The 18,348-nt window shown below is 40.2% G+C and carries 16 protein-coding genes and 1 pseudogene; 12 read left to right on the top strand and 5 right to left on the bottom strand.

Annotated features, from left to right (window positions below; translation table 11 throughout):
- Nucleotides 1-10: 10 nt before the first annotated feature.
- Both MSWHS_RS03955 and MSWHS_RS03950 read right to left on the bottom strand, forming a co-directional pair.
- A complete protein-coding gene (locus MSWHS_RS03955) occupies nucleotides 11-1,027 on the bottom strand; it encodes a GNAT family N-acetyltransferase (RefSeq protein ID WP_048158756.1) in 1,017 nt (338 codons plus the stop codon).
- A 1-nt stretch (nucleotide 1,028) separates the two neighbouring features.
- A complete protein-coding gene (locus tag MSWHS_RS03950) occupies nucleotides 1,029-1,862 on the bottom strand; it encodes a hypothetical protein (protein ID WP_082088319.1) in 834 nt (277 codons plus the stop codon).
- Between the two features lie 475 nt (nucleotides 1,863-2,337).
- Here MSWHS_RS03950 and artC point away from each other — a divergent pair, with 475 nt between their 5' ends.
- Entirely contained in the window at nucleotides 2,338-3,177 is an 840-nt protein-coding gene (artC, locus tag MSWHS_RS03945) for an archaeosortase C (protein WP_231585570.1), read from the top strand.
- A gap of 106 nt (nucleotides 3,178-3,283) precedes the next feature.
- Here the strand turns inward: artC and MSWHS_RS03940 are convergent, their stop codons facing one another.
- Nucleotides 3,284-4,549, bottom strand: a complete 1,266-nt coding sequence (locus MSWHS_RS03940) for a M48 family metalloprotease (protein WP_231585569.1) — start codon at nucleotides 4,547-4,549, stop codon at nucleotides 3,284-3,286.
- Nucleotides 4,550-5,042: 493 nt separating this feature from the next.
- On the opposite strand from MSWHS_RS03940, the gene MSWHS_RS03935 reads away from it, so the two are divergent.
- The gene (locus MSWHS_RS03935) at nucleotides 5,043-7,484 is read left to right on the top strand and encodes a DUF1616 domain-containing protein (protein WP_048159541.1); all 2,442 of its coding nucleotides are present in this window, start codon (nucleotides 5,043-5,045) and stop codon (nucleotides 7,482-7,484) included.
- A 643-nt stretch (nucleotides 7,485-8,127) separates the two neighbouring features.
- Here MSWHS_RS03935 and MSWHS_RS18905 read toward each other — a convergent pair.
- Nucleotides 8,128-8,374: pseudogene (locus MSWHS_RS18905) on the bottom strand (transposase); the annotation flags it as partial.
- A 929-nt stretch (nucleotides 8,375-9,303) separates the two neighbouring features.
- Here MSWHS_RS18905 and MSWHS_RS21205 point away from each other — a divergent pair.
- The 7 genes from MSWHS_RS21205 (at nucleotide 9,304) to MSWHS_RS03905 (ending at nucleotide 15,290) form a co-directional block, all read left to right on the top strand.
- Nucleotides 9,304-9,843, top strand: coding sequence for a PEF-CTERM sorting domain-containing protein (locus MSWHS_RS21205; protein WP_052722553.1), 540 nt, complete (start codon nucleotides 9,304-9,306; stop codon nucleotides 9,841-9,843).
- 755 nt (nucleotides 9,844-10,598) lie between these two features.
- Nucleotides 10,599-11,186 carry a PEF-CTERM sorting domain-containing protein gene (locus MSWHS_RS20835; RefSeq protein ID WP_048158755.1) on the top strand — a complete coding sequence of 196 codons (588 nt, stop codon included), beginning with the start codon at nucleotides 10,599-10,601 and terminating at the stop codon, nucleotides 11,184-11,186.
- 390 nt (nucleotides 11,187-11,576) lie between these two features.
- Entirely contained in the window at nucleotides 11,577-11,732 is a 156-nt protein-coding gene (locus MSWHS_RS20830; RefSeq protein ID WP_197074019.1) for a hypothetical protein, read from the top strand.
- A 559-nt stretch (nucleotides 11,733-12,291) separates the two neighbouring features.
- Nucleotides 12,292-12,897: a hypothetical protein gene (locus tag MSWHS_RS03920; RefSeq protein WP_231585568.1), complete on the top strand. Its 606-nt coding sequence runs from the start codon at nucleotides 12,292-12,294 to the stop codon at nucleotides 12,895-12,897.
- A 187-nt stretch (nucleotides 12,898-13,084) separates the two neighbouring features.
- Complete coding sequence (locus MSWHS_RS03915) at nucleotides 13,085-13,489, top strand: hypothetical protein (protein ID WP_048126229.1); 405 nt, start codon at nucleotides 13,085-13,087, stop codon at nucleotides 13,487-13,489.
- Between the two features lie 37 nt (nucleotides 13,490-13,526).
- Nucleotides 13,527-15,011, top strand: a complete 1,485-nt coding sequence (locus MSWHS_RS03910; protein ID WP_048126227.1) for a PASTA domain-containing protein — start codon at nucleotides 13,527-13,529, stop codon at nucleotides 15,009-15,011.
- Nucleotides 15,012-15,026: 15 nt separating this feature from the next.
- Nucleotides 15,027-15,290, top strand: a complete 264-nt coding sequence (locus MSWHS_RS03905) for a hypothetical protein (RefSeq protein ID WP_048126225.1) — start codon at nucleotides 15,027-15,029, stop codon at nucleotides 15,288-15,290.
- 789 nt (nucleotides 15,291-16,079) lie between these two features.
- Here MSWHS_RS03905 and MSWHS_RS19985 read toward each other — a convergent pair.
- Nucleotides 16,080-16,262: a hypothetical protein gene (locus MSWHS_RS19985; RefSeq protein ID WP_156148065.1), complete on the bottom strand. Its 183-nt coding sequence runs from the start codon at nucleotides 16,260-16,262 to the stop codon at nucleotides 16,080-16,082.
- Between the two features lie 57 nt (nucleotides 16,263-16,319).
- Between MSWHS_RS19985 and rpl3p the strand changes: the two genes are divergently transcribed.
- Genes rpl3p through MSWHS_RS03885 form a run of 3 tightly spaced genes read left to right on the top strand, consistent with a single transcriptional unit; the run spans nucleotide 16,320 to nucleotide 18,346 of the window.
- Nucleotides 16,320-17,333 (top strand): 50S ribosomal protein L3, encoded by a 1,014-nt coding sequence (gene rpl3p / locus MSWHS_RS03895; RefSeq protein ID WP_048126221.1) that lies wholly within the window; start codon nucleotides 16,320-16,322, stop codon nucleotides 17,331-17,333.
- Nucleotides 17,334-17,339: 6 nt separating this feature from the next.
- The gene (gene rpl4p / locus MSWHS_RS03890) at nucleotides 17,340-18,101 is read left to right on the top strand and encodes a 50S ribosomal protein L4 (RefSeq protein ID WP_048126220.1); all 762 of its coding nucleotides are present in this window, start codon (nucleotides 17,340-17,342) and stop codon (nucleotides 18,099-18,101) included.
- Nucleotides 18,098-18,346, top strand: coding sequence for a 50S ribosomal protein L23 (locus MSWHS_RS03885; RefSeq protein WP_048126218.1), 249 nt, complete (start codon nucleotides 18,098-18,100; stop codon nucleotides 18,344-18,346). Before rpl4p ends, MSWHS_RS03885 begins: the two co-directional genes overlap by 4 nt.
- Nucleotides 18,347-18,348: the final 2 nt, after the last annotated feature.

The raw sequence follows: 18,348 nt of genomic DNA, 5'->3' as shown, positions 1-18,348 counted from the left end.
AATAACGGTTTCAGAACACCCTTGCAAGATTCAATTTTTTATATGCCTTGAACCCCAGATTCAATAGTTCTTTTTTGTTCCGGTCGTGAACCTTCTCGTATCTCCCAAAATTCACTTCCTCGCCGCCAAACCTTCTCTTAAATTCCCTTACTCCATAGGGCTTGTCAGGATGGCCGGCCCCTCCAAAATCAAATACTTTTTCCTTGCCTGCGTATTCCGAGAGCATGTGCCAGACAACGGCTTCATTTACGTAATTTATTTCCTGTTTTGAGCCTGCGTACCAGTCGTGCACCAGACCTTTATATTTCAGGACTACTCTTGAGCCGACAACCTCGCCTTCAAGGATTGCGAGGTAGAAATCGATAAGTCCGGAATCGGAAAGTTTGTCATATGCGCTTTCAAGAAGAGAGATGTCTGCAAGGGGGAGTCTTACGTTTTTATAGGTTTCCTCAATTACTTTATAGCAGTCTTTTACCTCATCTCTTGTTTCTATTTTCCTGACTTTGATTCCTATTTTCTCAGCTCTGTTTATCCCTTTCCTGCGGGGTTTGTGGATATCTCCCCAGATTTCTTTTGCAGGGCGGTTGAGGTTTATCAGGTAATTTAAATGGGGTTCATACTGGTATCCGAGGGATTCAAGAGTGGTTTTTGAGGTCTCCGTATCAAAATGGTTGCGGATCTGGGTATATATGGCTCTGTTGTGCAGAAACTTCTCATAATATTCAAGCAGCTTTTCAAAGGCTTCGAGCCCTTTTTTGCCTTTTATGTAAAGGGGGCCGCCGGTGATGATCGATCTTGAGGAGATTGAACCAACCAGGCCGGGAGCATCTCTTATAATAACTGCCTGCAGGCCTGCAAGTATCTCTCCGCTTTCCTGCTCGACTGCAGCAAGCGAGACTGGCTCGTAGTTTCTGGTTGACCGGTATACGTCTGCCATTGCACAGGTCTGAAAAACATTTCCTTCCGGGTGGCTGGAGACAAAATTCTCCCATTTCTCCCGATCAAATGACTCGGTAATTTCAATCAATTTAAAGCCCCGCGGTCATAGTATCCTTTTTCTGGGTTCTGCCCCTGTACCACACAATCCCTGCTTTCCCGACATTTTTCACATTCTGGAACAGCAGTTCTTTTGCCCAGCCTCCAAAATCTTCGCACCACCTATTGGGGTGTACAAGCAGACAGATTCGGGAAACTTTTTCGGTCCGGATCAGGTGGATTACATCATCAGTAGAAGAAATTGCTTTGAGGTCTACTTTTGCATTTACCTTCAATTCTCCCCCTGACTTATCAATCGTATCCTTGACCCGGATTTTCAAATCCGCCCAGGTCCTTCCGGTATCGGTAAGATAAAAGACTTTATTGTAGTCAATTGAAAGATAAGGTTCACCTGTAAGCCCGAAATCCCTGAAATCGTACTTCTGCCAGAGGTCCCTGTTTGACCAGGGAGTGAGGGGGTTTCCATGCATGCATACCGTATTTATTTTGGCTATTTTTCTGAGGTCTTCAAGTTCCTCTCTGAAAATTTCGATTGCTTTTTCCGGGTTCCCATTTGCCTTGTCCATTACCTCATAATGGAAACCGATCTCGTGGCCCATTCCCGCCATCTGGCGAATGATATCAGGCTTAAAAGTCTCTTCAATATGCCGGAAATAATAAGTGGATTTTATTCCGTAGCTGTGCTCAAGTTTAGCCATAGCGAGGTTTCTGTTAACCGCCCGGTCCACATCATGCCTGAAGATAATGCATTTTTCGGGTATGTCTTTAAGAAAATCGTATACTGTACAGGTAGAATAATCCGTCTCTTTGATTGCCTGCAGCAGACTTTCATATTTTGTTAAAGTAAAATCCCTCGCTTCTGACACCCCCGTTTTTAGCCTGTAATATTAGTGAGCTTTTAACCTGAGTTTTTAACCTGAATTTTTAACCTGGGTTTTTGACCTGAACTTTATGAACTTTATGAATTTTAACCTGTTTTCCGGAACCTCAACATAATCTGTTCATAATCTGAATTATCTCGTTATATCAGGTTAAGAATTCATGAGTGTATACTCAATTTTTTTAGCACGGTTTTTTTTGAACACAGGCTTTTTTCAAGCACAAATTTTTTGAACATAGATTTAATTCGAACTTCAATTTTTTGAAATTCCAGTTGATCAATTAGAAGGTTTCCGATCGAATTCAATTTTGTCAGGTTAAATTGTTACGTGTTTAATATATATCTTACTATTTCACATTTTATTAGATAGTTTTCCCGGAAATTATTCCGAAGATTGCTGATAACTTTTAGGAAAGTTTTTAAATAAATTGCTTAATTATATATGCGTGTGAAGATTGGGTATGATGGACAATGAAAATAAAAACCTGGTGTTAATTCTACTGGTTCTTGCATTGTTTACAGGGATGGCAGTTGAAGTCAGTGAGGGCTCTACTGCTGTTGGGTTTGTCCTGTTCCTTATATCTGTTTTCTTGCTGACAAGAATTAATTTCAAACAACTGGGCAGTTCCGGTATGTTGAAAAAATCGAAAACTTATTTTGTCATAGGGGTCTTTATAGTCTCAGCTGACCTTTATTATAACTTCAAAAACGGAGGAGAACTCGGGACCCTTGATGTTATGACCTTGTTCTTCGGAGCCTCTTTAATCGGGACCCAGCTCCAAAACCCGCAGATTGAGCGCGTCTCCAGGTTTGGAATGTACATTTCGTCGGTTTTTGTCGTACTGTACTTTATTTTTTATTCCATGTTTGCTTTTCTTAATATTGATTTCCTGCACAAATTCGACCATTACTTGATCCTTCTTCCGACTGTAAAGCTGCTTGGCCTTGCAGGTATCCCTTTGGAGGTAATCACTACGGAAACTGTCAGGGTCAGCGGTGTTGAAGAAATGACTGTGGTTATTGGGGGCCCCTGCTCAGGTCTGTACTCTATGTTCCTCCTGATCGGGATTGTCTTTGGGTATAGCCAGATCGAAAAAATGGAAATTAAAAAAACCCTGATAATGCTTGGGTTTTGTGTTGTTGTCGCTTATATAGCGAATTTATTTAGAGTCATTGCTCTTTATTTCGCGGCTTACTATTATGGGCAGGAAACAATGATGTTGCTGCACACACATTTGGGCTGGATTATTTTTGCAGCTGTTGCAGCAGGTATAATGTACTTTATAGAACCTAAGAGATGATTATAGAGCCTAAGAGATGAAATAGAATCTATTCAAAGCATTTTTTTAACACCGTTTTTTTACTTGAGACAATTTTACTTGAGAAGATAATTTTTAAGTATTTTTCTTATGAAGTCTCACTTTTTTTCTCTTCTATCGCATCCGATTTTTCTTTATGGGCTATGTGGCTGCGGTTGAAATGAATTGAGTTTAATCCTCTTATCATCAAATGTTTGAAAGCCTGCACTGAGTTTAAAAAAACCCTTTTACGGGTTGGAGAAAAGCTCCTCAAATAAATCCTTCTTCTGGACAGCTTCGCAGTAGCCCCTAAAAGCAGTAAAACTGCACCTGTATATGCTGCAGCAATTCCTCCATTGACAAGGAAATTGAAATCTTTGATTGCAAAAGTAACCCCTACTATAATTACAAACAGAAAAGCCATGTATGAGACAAAGCTTATCCCTAATGCAAACCTCCAGTTTTTCACATCAAAAAAGCCCGGGACTCTTGAGCGCTTATTATCGATGTTGTCATTTTTAGAATACGTCGAATGGTTGAGGATACGTGCAACCCTGTCTCCTGTTTCGGGATGTGTATCAAACATGGATATGAAAATAGAAAGGTATCCTCTTATCTGCTGTGTGTGAGTGCTGAACAGGTGGAAATGCCCGGGGTTAAACCTGGTTGATACTGGCTGAAGGGGAATATAATTTTCAAGGTACTCGATAGTTTTTGCCAGGACCCGGGGGTTTTCTGTCAGGTTGACTGCTACTTCATCGGCTTCAAGTTCTCTTTTCATCGGGTTTCTAAGATGAATAAGAAGTGCTGCAGGCGGGACTGCAATAGCAGTTACAATATACCTGAAGAATTTCGGCGCCGGGTCTTCCGGCTGTCCGAACCCTGAGAGCATCGAGCACCACATCGCAAAATTCGGAAAAGACATTATTGTGCCTGCAAGAAATGCTGTAAATGTGTTTTTGCTCACGTCTTTATTTTTTATGTGCCCGACTTCGTGTGCCATCAAAGCTTCAAGTTCCAGTTCCCCGAAAATCTCAAGCATGGATGTTGAAATGGCAAGCGATGTTTTACTGGCATGTCCTACGGTAAACATTGAAGGGATGCTCGATTCAAAGGAGTATATTTCCGGAGGTTTGACTTTTGCCTTTGAGGTCAGATCTTCAAGAAGCGAATAGAGGAGAGCTTTTTCGCTTTTCTCTACTTTCTCTGCTCCGTACCATTTGAGTACCCGTTTGCTGCTTGAAAAATATATATACGCATACAGGAGGAATCCCAGGATTGCAATTACTACAATAAACAAAATAATTTCTATCGTGAGCCCGCCTGATAAAGCTGAAGAAAAATCAAAAGACCCAGGAATTCCAGATCCAGCCATTTACATGTCCACCGGTTTTTTTCTTAACTGCTAGTTAAACTGCTAATATTAATATTACTGCTACAAAATGAATCGCTGCGGCAATGAATGTATTACTCCTTTAGGTATTGACTCCATGCATATCTGCCTGGGTAATAATATAATTATAGGCACAGTAAGTCTCAAAAAGTAAATACTTTTCGAATCAAAACTTCCGGACGAATCATCATGCAGTATTTTTGTAAAAAATTTATTCCTTCAGGTAATAAGTTATTCACCGGAGTTATCCTCCAATTATCGATATAAATATTTTTACAAACATGTTTTTGACTACTTAATTGACTAATTGATGATTATTTAATTGACTGTTTATGTGGCTTTCAATTATCCTTTTTTGAACTGCAGAATTAGATTACAGGTTTTATATTTTTAATTTAAGCACTAAAGTTCATAGGCAGGTACTTTCAATATTTGGAAAATGTTATATCTCTTGTCGAATAACCTCCTACTCAGAATGCCATACTTAAAAAAATGTGTTTTTGTAGATGACTTGCTTGCAGTTACGTTTCTTTCATGCCTGGGAGCTATCTTTGTACTTGTTCCCCCCTTCAATGAAACATTTCTCAGGATTCCTATAGCTCTATCACTCTTTTTTTTCGTCCCAGGTTATGCCTTTATATCTGCACTTTTCCCGGGCAATAAAGAAATCAGCGGGATAGAACGTTTTACCTTAAGTGTTGGCTTCAGCCTTATACTCACAGTTTTTGACGGCTTTTTAATAAGCCTCCTTCCCTGGGGTTATCGCCCTGCCCCGATAGTTGTATCTATTCTCGGGATTACGACTTTCTTCAGCATTCTTGCAATTTTTACCAGAAAATTAAAGGACGAGAGCGAGCAGTTCTCCTTTTCTCTGAAAGAATTCATAAGGTCCATTCAATCGGATGAAGTTGATGAGGCCGATGAAGACCATGATGGATCTGAAGAAATTCCTGCTGCAGCCTCTGTTACAATTGAAAGTAGGCGTTTTCACAGGTCAAAAAGCAAAGTTAAAGCAAAGGGTTTAAAGAACCAGTCCGGTACAGAAACCAGAACGGATGCCCGGAAAAAACCTTTGCCTCCTGAGATTGAAAAAGCTCTCGTAATTGCCTTGATAGGTTCGATAATTATCTCAAGTGCAATGCTTGCATACGCCAAGATGACCCGGGAAAAGGAAACCTTTACAATGCTGTATCTCCTGGGCCCTGATGGGAAAGCCGAAGGCTATCCGAATGAGAGCCTGCTCAATATCCCGATCAATGTTACGGTCGGAATTGAAAACCATGAGCTTCAGAATGTAAACTATATCCTCCAGATGAAAGCCGACGGGGAGGTAATAAAGGAGCTCAATATCCCCTTAGAAGATGGAGGAACCTGGCAGGAGGACCTGACGTACACACGCCATAAATTGAAAAGCGACAGGTCCAAACTTGAATTTGCCCTCTTTAAGGAAGAGCCGGGTTATTTCCCTTACAGGTCTGTTCATCTCTATATTGAAAATAATAATAATAATTTCTCTCACCTGGACGACGAGAAATACACTGATGCCTTTGCACTTCCAAAGCTTGCAAACGGAGAGATGGAGCCCTCAAATGGGTGGATTTTTACTTCAAATTCCGATTATATAACAGGTTCATATGCAAATAGCTCAGGAATAAATTCCTCTTATGCTTACAGGATAATAAATTCCTATGAAGGAAACATGTCCGGCTATTCAGTAGAATTCGGAGAGATTTATCAAAATATAGAATGCGAAGAAGACATCATGGCTGTGTTCTCAGCATATGTAATGGATAATTTCAACTCAAATGTTCAGGGAACGGATCCCCAGCAAAAATATGTTACCCTCAACGGAGAAACTATCTGGTCGGATGGGATCGGTGGAAACGAAGGGTGGCAGCGCCTTGAAGTCCCCATCTCCCTGCAGGCAGGCGAGAATAACCTAACACTCGGTTTGAGGCAGCAGCCAGGGGAAATCATGCCTGCTGAAGTTTTCTGGGACAGTATCTCCCTGAAACCACTTTCAGACCTCTCATCATACGTTTCGGACTCCAATACTGTCGAAACAGTGCCCCCAACCTCAAGTGTGTTGGAACTCCCGGCGTACACCGACAATAAGACATTTACCGTTTCCTGGAACGGGACAGATGACACTTCGGGAATCGCTTATTACTCCATAGATTCCAGCACAGACGGAATTAACTGGAAGACCTGGATTTCAAAGATTGCAGATAACTCTTCAACCTTTACCGGAGAGGATAACCAGACGTATTATTTCCGTTCAAAAGCTGTTGATAGGGCAGGCAACGAAGAACCCGAACATCCGGAACCGGATACCTGGATTAAAGTCTATACCGGAGTTCCAGAGGTAACGCTGGATATCTCTCCCAATCCCTGCAAGACTGGCACAACATTTACTGTTACGTACCCTGTACCTCTCCAGGCTGTTGTATGTCTGATTACCAGAGATGGCTTTGAGCCTGAATCCAATGAACTAACGTCCTCGGATGGAATTCACTGGACAGGCAATTACATTGTAAAGAACGGAAACCATTTCTATGTAGAAGCTTTATGCACGGATATCTTCGGAGATACAATCTCTGCTTTCGATGAGATTCGGGTTGATAGCTCAATTCCTGATTTTGAAATTGAGATTAACCCGAAAATTATTGATGAGGGAGATCTGGAAATCAAAGTTACGCCCTCAACTGCGTTAAAGTCAAAGCCCTCAGTATTAGTCTCCGCCAATGAGAAGATCGATGTCACTTATTTGTCATATTCAGATGGCATCTACTTCTATGAAGCGAGAATAAAGTCCGAAATAAATGAGGGAGACCACAAAGTCTCAGTAACGGGCCATGACCTGGAATCTGAAAAAATAACAGGTAACAGTACATTTGTAGTTGACCATTCCGGTTGAGCTGGATAATTACCGATCCAGCCAACCGGAACTATTCTGAGATCGGAATATGACATCAAAATATAACATCAAAATATAACATCAAAATATAACATCAAAATATGACATCAAAATATGACATCAAAATATGACATCAAAATATGACATTGGAATCAGTATAATAAGGAAAGTTTCGAGGAGTTATTAGTTAAGAATCTTTTAGAACTTTTTACCATTATAACTAACTTTGACAGCTACCACTATTTTTAACTTCATTTTGGAAGATAAATAAAAATAATTGCTCTTTGTTTTATCGTATTCGATCCAATGAATAAAAACATAAAACTAAGAGCATTTCCTACAATTCCTAACAAAAATATATGTCTTCCTATTGGAACAACAATGGCTGTTCAATACTTTTTTGAAAAGCTTAATTTTTACGATATTATTCGCGAGTATAACTTTAGTTAGACAGTATAAATTAAATTTTGTGAGAAGCTTCAATTATTTGTCAAAAATCAATTGACAGTATTCATAAATTTCATCAAATTACCTCTGATTTTCCAGCTTCACAATCACTATAAGGTAAATTAGTAGATATATTTGTCTCGTTTTGGCACTTTTGGCACCTGACTTTTTGGATAGTATCCATATTTTATCTGAGAAGGAATACACCAACCTGACAATTATCTTTTGTCCCAGGTTGCCGCAATATTGATGAGAAACTCCGACAGGACTATTTCCTGATTTTTTATGCTTGATTCGTCAAGTATAAGAACACCATTTTTGCCTATAGTTTTTATGGCTTTTGTTCGAACAGATTTGAGGAGATCTGCAGAAGGCTAAGGAGAATTTGAGATGAAATAGCTTAATAATTGGTTGTTAGAGCATTTATAACAGTAAATTGCCATTTATCTCATATTTTTCCGGTAAGGAAGAAGGATCGAGCCATTAAGGTAATTAATACAGGTCGAAACGACAGAACGAGTTTTAGTTTTAATATAGAGTTTAAAACGCTTTTTAGAAACGTATTTTTCTACAGAGATCTTGTTTGACTTGATAAAGTTGCCTGTTATTTATTTCGCCATATTAAATTTATATGGAGAAAATTATACTTCGCGAAAGATGTGAAAAGGAAAAATGTGACAAAGTCAAGTTAAGAATCTAAATTTATAGTATCGGTTTTTTAAAAAAATCTGGTCAAACTGAGTTATAATTTTAGGTTATATATCCATTAGCTTTTGAAATATTATCATGATATTTATTTTTAGTTTCAACAAATTTGAGAAATTACAGTAATACCAGAAATTTACCTTTCGAAGTAAAATGAATATTTCCCAGTTAATAAAAACAGATGAATTTGCAAAAAAATACTAAATCTACGAGTTCATATATAATTCGTGTATACTGTTGTTTATGGAAAATCTTCAAACCTGAACTTTTATTTCCTCGTATTCAATACATAATACATTATATAATTATATATATAGTAAAGATAACAGGGAAGAAATCTTATTATATATATTAATCTTGCACATCTTTATATATTTATTGACAGAATATAGAATGACATTATAATATGTTTAAGATCAAAATTGGCCGCAATCCATTAGCTGGCTTGTATCTCCCCAATTCCCCCATAATTACTACCATGATTCCCTATGTGTACAATAAACCAGATGTATAAGGCATGGGAAATAAGATGTAAATACGAGGTCCGAGTTTTTCGGGAAAATATTAGCTTTTTTAATGGATTCCCCCAAATTAAACAATTATAAAGTCTAGAAAATAACTTTCCTAAAAATAGTAGAATAGAAAAACTGGAAAGTAGGGGTATATTATGAAGAAAATATTGTTACTATTAGTGAGCGGTTTATTGATCGTTTGTATGGCCGGATCGGCAATGGCAGCTAGTTCAACTTTGATAAGGGTTGACAATGGAAAAATTGTAAGTAATGAAGACTTATATTTGCCTGTTAACGAACCTTTAACCTTAAAATTCTCTGTAGAATACACTCCCGCTGAAAGTGGTATTACATACAACTATGATGCTAAAGTGACTCCATGGAAAAATAGCAATGGTGATGTGCTTGGAAATGCTAATGATGTGAGTGTAATTCTCCCTAATCCTGCAACTTTCACTCTGCCTGAAATAACAACAGGTATTGGATTATTCACAGATACTAATGTTATAATTGTAACTAGGGAATCCTCAGCACCAGCTGATGCAATCTATAAAGTTACTATTGGAGATACAGAATTTCTCCTCACTTCTGCAAGCACAAATCTTTATGTCCCCGAGTTCCCAACCGTAGCCGCTCCCATTGCAGCTATACTTGGACTTTTCTTTATATTTGGGCGTAAGAAAGAAGGGCTTTAATTTATCTTATCCCTTTTTTCTCTAATTTTTTTATTTCCTGCAGACTTTTTAAGTATTGAAATCTATAAACTCAGTTTTTTAAAAAGATCCGATCAAACTGAGTTATAATTTTATTTTGTATATTCACTGGCTTTTGAAATACTCCCATGATATTTATTTTTAGTTTCAATAAATTTGGGGGAATTACAGTAATACTGAAAATCTACTTTTCGGAATAAAATTCATACTTCCAGTTCATAAAAACATGGAGAATTAACGATAAAAATCCTTAATTGAAAGGCTCATATATAAATTGTGTACATTATTGCTTTGTAAAAAGTTTTAAGCCTGAAGCTTTTAGACTTTCGCATTCATTATGTACTATCTGTTTCATATTTAGGTATATTTAAATCAACTATGAAGAAATCTTATTTTATATATTAATCTTGCACATCCTTATATATTTTGAGACTGATATATTAGATGATGTTATAAATTGCTTAATTTCAAAACTGGCTGTAATCCATTGGCTGGTTGGTATTTTTCCCTGAATATTCTCTGTTCCCCCCAATCTACTTCCCTGCGTCCCTGTGTACAATAAACCCGGATGTATACAACATAAGAGATAAGATCTAATATGTGAGATCCGACTATTTCGGGAAAATGCTAATTTTTTTGATGGACTTCTCCAAAAATTAGACATTTATAATAAGTCCAGTTCAAACAACTTTCCGAAAAATAGTTAGTGTAAAAAATCTGGAAAGTAGGGGTAGATTATGAAGAAAATATCATTATTTTTGGTTAGTATTACGTTTTTACTGATATTAGGAGCTGGAAACGCATTAGCAGCTGAACCCTCTCTGACTGACATTCTAAATAACCACTATGGAGATGGAAATTTTGTTGAGGTCACTAATACAAACGAGTACGAATTTCAGCCGGGAGCTTATGTTGTAACTGCCTTAGTTGTGGATAAACAGGCTTCTTATACTAATCCTATTGGATGGTATAGTTCTAGTTCTGATAAGACTGTACTTTTTCCCAACCCATCAGGTCAAATAGGATCTTCAATGGACTTTACTCCGAATGGAAAGTTTGGGATTTATGTATCTCCTAATAGTGAAACAACTTATTACAGTAAAGCAAGCCTGAATGGAGGAGTAAAACGTGTAAAACTCTTTACTCTAAATACGGGTGGTTATGTTATGGGATTTGAAGATTCGGCAGATAATGACTATCAAGATGTAGTGCTTGAACTCAAAGGCGCAAATCTTTCCATCCCTGAATTTCCAACCGTTGCCGCCCCCGTCGCAGCTATACTTGGACTTTTCTTAATATTCGGGCGTAAGAAAGAAGGACTGTGATTTTCCCCCAACTCTTCTTTTCTCTAAATTTTTTTAATTATTTATTTTTATTATCTATTGGTGAAGTTTACTGATCTCATTTTTGAAATCCCCTGCAAATTCTCCCCAAACATCCACTTCTTAAGTACCTATCTTCAGAAACTATGTTTCCTAAAGTTATTTACTTGTCTAATATCTAGCTATGTACAATCACATTTACGATTAAATAGTTATTATAGCGCAAAATTTTGGAAAATACACATATAATGTGGCATTATCTTATACAGAAAAAACAGTATTAACTACTAATAAATCCCTATGCTTTTAATTCCTGATTCTGGAATAAAATAAGTAGCTGTTGCCTGTGAATAACCATCATCGAGACTGGAACTTAAAAAAGTGGGTGATATTATGGAGTATGTAAGAAAAACATGTCCGATTTGTGGGAATGAGTTTGTAGTCCTGAAAAAGGTGGAGGAAAAGGCAATCTACTGTACGCTTGAGTGCCTTTCAGCATCTCAGGGGAAGATGAAAAGAGAGAAAATTTCCTCTTTCGTGTCTGTATAACTTCATTCTATTTCATCGTAATCTGTATTATTTATTATATTTGTTATATTTATTACTATTTTTATATTTATTACTATTTTTATATTTATTAATTTTTGATACTTATTGCATTTGTTATATTTAGTACTATTTATATATTTATTAATTTTTATACTTATTGCATTTGTTATATTTAGTACTATTTATATATTTATTAATTTTTATACTTATTGCATTTGTTATATTTAGTACTATTTTTATATTTATTACTTTTTTTATACTTATTACATTTGTTATATTTATTACTATTTATATAGTTATTACTTTTTATAGATTGTACAGATATTACATTTTTTGTACTTTTTATTACTCTTTTTATATTTATATTTTTTATATGTATATATCTCGTCTCTTCTCTACTCTGTTGCTACTGTTTCTGAGCAAATTTACGTGAATGTTAAAGTCAATGGTTTATAACAATATTTGAAAACAATAGATATTTTATTACAAAGTGTTTTATACTATTAAAGTCTTAAGTTTTATACTCAGTTTTTATTTATTTAAAAGGGGATAAATAACTATGGTAAGTGTCGGTCAGGAACTATTGAATGTTCCTTTTGGGGACATGATTCAAGAAATGGCCCTTGCGATTGCAGAGGGGCAGATGGCTCTGGACATGAATTCGGTGCAGGTTGCACAGACTCTCGCGTCAACCCAGCTTGATGCGGGAAGCGTAGTAATGTATATTGAAGAGACCGTGGATGCTGACGGGAATGTTACTGCAAGCAGTGTGGTTACCAATGACCAGCCAATGTCTCTTCTGACTTACGGGCTTGAGCCTCGTTTCTACGAATTTACGGAATCGATTATCGAGGTTAAGATGACAATAACCATGATGAGAGAGTCTTCGACAGATCTCACTTATGGCAGGGAGTTCAAGTTTAACAACCAGTCAAAGGTCACGGGCAGCATGGAATCCGGGGGGCTTGCAAAAGTCCTCTTCGGAAAGAGCAAGGGGAGCTTTGAAAATACGACTTCTGTTGCTTACACTTCCACATTTAATGCAAAATACAGTTCTAAATATTCCTTTAAGGAAGAAGGCACAAGTCTGCTGAGGACAACCCTCAAACCAGTCCCTGCTCCTGAAAAAACGATCCCCAAGGTGAAAGTCAAGGCTGCTGAATAAGCCCGCCCTGACCAAATATTTAACAAAAGATCTCTTGCTGCAGGAAGGTTCTCTGGAAATCTGTGAGAACCTGCCTGTAGCCACGGGAAATAAGGCTCTAAATACCCTTTTTGAAGGTTAAATATCTGCCGTATTTTTCTATCTTACCGGAACTAATTTCCGGGACTTATTTCAAGGAGTTATAATCGTGGTTAATTACGGGGAAGAAATCGGAGAAGTGCTTATCACCCCCCTTTCCAAGCTTCTGGGGGAAGTCGGGCGTTCGGTTGCCGAGACCCAGCGGGCTCTTGACAGGAACTCCATAAAGACCCAGATTGAGATTGATGAAGAAAAAACCCTCAGCGAGTATGATATTCAGGCTGTCTGGTATCACATCCCTGAGGTGGACCTTGAGCTTAAGATGTCGCTTACTGTGAAACTTGAAGAGGAAAGGGACTCCAAAAAACGGGTCAGGGGCTACAGGCCTGTCCTCAACGCCTCTCCCCTCAATGCCTCTTACAACTCGCTTTACAGTTACGATGTGCAGGGCTCAAGCTGCATCAAAGCAAAGGTCGTTTCCGTCCCTGCGTCTTCAAAGGTAAGGGAAGAATAAGGTTCTTTTCAGGAAATGCTCTTTCAGGAGGAACGGCATGAAAAATCTAAGTGATATCAGGAGCAGCCTGGAAGCATTCAGGAAAGCCGGAACAATAGATTCCGCTAGTTATGCAAACATTGTAGATAAATTGAATAATACGGAAATCAAATTCCAATCCATTCAAAAAGAAGCCCTTGTCTATAAAGAAAATTTTGACAAACTGCTCGCGGAAAAACTCGTCCTTGAACGGGAGAAAAACAGTCTTGCAACCCAGGTGACGACACTCTCAAGTGAGAAAGCAGAACTTGAGTCCCGGATTTCCATTTTGCTGAAAAACAGACCTGTCCTTTCGTCTTCAAACCTTGTCAGCTCTTTTGCGTCCTCGTTTGTGGAAATGGACAAGGGACTTAAGAAAGTGCAGTCCGGCTCAAAGTACCTTGTCAGCAATATGAATGTGACCTTAAAAACCAACATTGCTCTCGAAGGGGGGGAGTTAAGGTTCCAGCTGCCAAAAGCCGATGACATCATCAGCCCCGAAAACCTCAGCACAATAGAATTTTCCCTGAAAGCTTCTCCTGAAAAACCGGGTATTGACTCTTATGTGGAAGTTCCATACCTTGTGGGGCTCTCAAATGAAGAAGCCGAAAGCAAACTGCTTGAATCAGGCTTTAAGATAGGAGATGTCATTGAAATAGAAAGCAGTAAACCTCAAGGTATGGTCCTTGCCCAGCTCCCATCTGAAGGTTCCCTTGCAGAACCGGGAGCAGACGTGGACCTTACAGTTTCCAGGTTTCTTTCCGTAAGGGTCCCGAACCTCGTAGGACTCGGACTTGAAGCCGCAAAAGTCCTTCTTGAAAAATCGCGGCTCCAGCTTGAAGGAGTCAAAGAACAGCCTTCGGACAAAGACCCGGGCATAGTCCTCACCCAGAGTCTCAGTTCGGGTTCGGAAGTCGAAGTTGACTCTGAGATTGTCCTGACGGTTTCTGCAAAGGTCTACGAAGTCCCTAACCTGCTCGGGCTTGAGCTTGAAAGTGCAAAAAAAGTCATAGAAAAGTCCGGGCTCCAGACGGGAAGGTTAAAGAAACAGCTCTCGAGCGGAAAATCCGGAGTCGTACTTACCCAGAGCCTCAAACCCGGGCTTGAAGTTGAAGCAAACGCAAAGGTTGACCTTATCGTTTCAACTGGAGAAAAGAACGTGGTGCTTGAAAAACCCCTGCGGACAATTCCCGAAACCGAAACTAAGGTATCCCGTGAAACTTCTGCCAGCACATCTGCCGAAACTTCCGGGCAGGACTATAAATCAGTTCCAGGCGTTATCGGGATGCCCCTTGAAAAAGCGTATTCTTTGCTCGGGGCTCAGGGGATTAAAGTCGGGACGATTTCCGAAGTCGCTTCAACGGCTACCGCCGGAACAGTTACAGGTCAGAGTCCGGAAGCAGGTTCTACGGTCAACCTATCGGTCCCGGTGAATCTTGTAGTCTCAAAACAGGCACCTGAAGCCCAACTGCGTAGCAACACTCTCTCAAGAATCAAACTTTAATCTGCAGGTTTTCCGATGCCGTTTGAAACATATCTTATAAAGGTTGAAGAAAATGCTACCGCCCTTCAGATACAGGGAATCCTTAGAGTGGTTCTGGGTGCCGGTGGAAGGATTGAAATGGTAGCAGGAAGAACGATTATCGCCAGTCTTGACAGCAACGATGTCGAATTAGTTAAGAAATCTCCGGGTGTGGCACTTGCTGGCGGAATAAACTTCAGGGGTAGAAAGGTCCCTAAAATCGTAAAACAGGTTTCTGCCGAAAAACAGACAGAATCCTGAACTTTTTTCGGTTCGATCTCCATCCGAAAACTTTTTTGCTTCCTTTTTTCAGGGTTTATGCTTCATGAATGCCATCCTTGGCGCTGGTAAATAAGTCAGGTTTGTTGCTCTGAATGTATTATATAGTATACTTCGATATAGTATACTTCGCAATGGTGTATTAATAAGGGCAATTCGGAATGGGATGTTTTCCGAGTTTTTGCCGGCGAATACCTGAGTATTTTTGTCGTATCGGCTTAATCCTTGCACCTTTGACTTTAAAATTTATAATCTTTTTTTCTCCCCTGCCATTGATTCTTCTTTTTTATTTTTCCTCTATCTCTGCAAAGGCTTTATATATTAGATGTGCTATTTAAAGGCAAAGTACATCAGAGATGTGAGGTTTCAGGCATTATAGTGCTTGGAACTACTTATCAGATCAATGTGATGCTTAATGCTAAACTCCCGGATATCTCCGGAAGTAAGGGCTTTCTACCGTTTTTACGGTTGAATTCCCTGCATTGAATATAAGCCAGTGAGAAAAGTCGGATCAACATGAGTGTCAAAGGGCCAATGCTTTGAAACGCCCGCTTTTGACGCCGCGCAGGCGTCTAAAATCGCACGAAACTGTTTCAGTTTTTCGATGAGTTGCGGTTGCAGTTGCTGAATACTGAAGTTTCAAATAAGGTTAACTGATTTATAGATCAGGTTGCTGAATACTGAAGTTTCAAAATCAGATTGCTATATGTTTCAAATCAGGGCCGAGTGCCTGGATTTGGGTCTGCCAGGATCGTAAGGTCGGTCCTTTTATCAGATGTTCCTGCTGAGGCAGGAGCAAAAGGGAACCGAATATCTGCAGATGCCTGAAGGAATGTAGGGTACCGGGAGCATAGGGCTCCGGTCTGCTTGAGGCTTTCCGCCGGCAGGTCTGAAACGACATCCCTCCCCCACCTGGTAGCGTTCGGGGAATCCAGAACACTTCTCTTTTGTCACTTGTGTTACTCCGACCGGAGGGGCTGGCATTTCAATTGAAGTTTACGGAGTAGAAATATGGCAAGCATACACCGACCAAAACGAGGTTCCCTCGCATTCAGTCCGCGCAAGAGGGCCAAGAGCCACATTCCAAGGTTCAGGGCCTGGCCGGAAGCTACAGGCGAGCCAAAGCTACAGAGTTTTGCAGGTTATAAGGTGGGTATGACCCACGTGATTATGGTTGATGATATAAAGAACAGCCTTACCCAGGGTATGGAAATCTCCGTGCCTGTGACTATAATCGAAACTCCTGCGATAAGGGTTGCAGCTATCCGGGCTTACACAGAAGACAGCATCGGGGAAAAAGCAATTGCGGAGGTATGGGCAGCAGACCTTGATCCTGAACTCAAACGCAGGATTCCAATTCCAGCAGTAGAGAATCAGGCTGAAGCCCTTGAAGCTATCGGAAAACTGATCGAAGAAGGCAGAGTAAGCGATGTTAAGGCAGTTGTCTACACCCTTCCAAAGAGCCTTACCGGTGTCCCTAAAAAGGTGCCGGATATCATGGAATCCGGAATCAGTGCAAGAGACCTCAGCACCAAATTCGAATACGCAAAATCAATCTTCGGAACACTTGTAAGCTTTACCGATGTTTTCAAGAATGGAACACTTGTTGACACCGCCGCAATTACCATAGGTAAAGGTACTCAGGGCCCTGTAAAACGCTGGGGTATTCAAATGCAGAAAGGCAAGCACTCCCGGCAGGGAAGCCTCAGGCAGGTCGGTACCCTCGGTCCCTTCCATCCGGCTCACGTTTCCTGGAGAGTTCCCCAGATGGGTCAGACGGGATACCACCAGAGGACTGAGTTTAACAAGCGTATCCTCAAGATCGGAGCCGATGGAACAGAAGTCACTCCGGAAGGTGGGTTCATTAACTATGGCCTTATCCGCGGAGACTATGTGCTGATAAAAGGCAGTGTCCCGGGGCCTTCCAAAAGACTTATAAGGTTCAGAGATCCGATCAGGGCAAAAAAAGCCGACCTTGGCGAACCCAACATCCTGTACATAAGCAGGGAATCCAAGCAGGGGTGATCTAAGATGGCTACAGCAAAAACCATAGACCTTACAGGAAAGGTAATCGGGGAAATCGAACTTCCACCAGTGTTTGACGTAGACTACCGCCCTGACCTTATTAAAAAGGCAGTACTTGCGGCACAGGCAAACAGGCTTCAGCCCTATGGTCCCCGTCTCTACGCAGGCATGGAAACTTCTGCAAGAGGCTGGGGCTCCGGAAGGGGTGTATCCCAGGTCCCCAGACTCGTAAACAGCAGCAGGGCTGCAAGAATCCCGCACGCAAAGGGCGGAAGGAGAGCTCACCCACCAAAACCGGAAGCTGACAGAAGCGAGAAGGTTAACACAAAAGAGCGCCGCTATGCAATCCGCTCTGCAATCGCAGCAACCATTGACCCTACCCTTGTAAGCCTGAGGGGTCACATATTTGAAGCTGAACTTCCGATTGTTGCGGAAAATGCTCTTGAAAACCTCGAAAGGACAAAGCAGGTAATAGAATTCCTTGAAGCTGCTGGTCTGTATGAGGATGTCCTCAGGGCAAAGTACGGAAGGCATATCAGAGCCGGCCGTGGAAAAATCAGAGGCAGGAAATACAAACATAAAAAGAGCGTCCTGATAGTTGCAGGAGAAAAATCTCCTATCATGAAGGCTGCAAGAAACCTTTCCGGAGTAGATGTCGTAACAGTGGACTCACTGAACGCCGAACTGCTCGCACCAGGTACGCATGCAGGTCGCCTTACTGTCTGGACAGAGTCTGCAATTGGAAAACTGGAGGGCGCATTCCAATGAGTTCTATCAATTATCCATTTGTTACTGAAAAAGCGATGATGCTGCTTGATGAAAACAAGCTTCAGTTTATCGTTGATACCAGGTCAAACAAAAAGCAGATCGTAGAAGATGTTGAGAAAATGTACGGATTCAAAGTAAGATCCGTGCGGACAATGACCACAATGAAGGGTATGAAGAAAGCAGTCCTTGCCTTTGAAGAACCTGAAGCGGCACATGAGATTGCAACCCGAATAGGACTTATGTGAGG

It is taken from the genome of Methanosarcina sp. WWM596 (assembly GCF_000969965.1).
In the GTDB taxonomy this organism is placed as follows: domain Archaea; phylum Halobacteriota; class Methanosarcinia; order Methanosarcinales; family Methanosarcinaceae; genus Methanosarcina.
The sequence above is the reverse complement of the archived record's forward strand: the minus strand, read 5'-3'. Positions and strand labels throughout refer to the sequence as shown.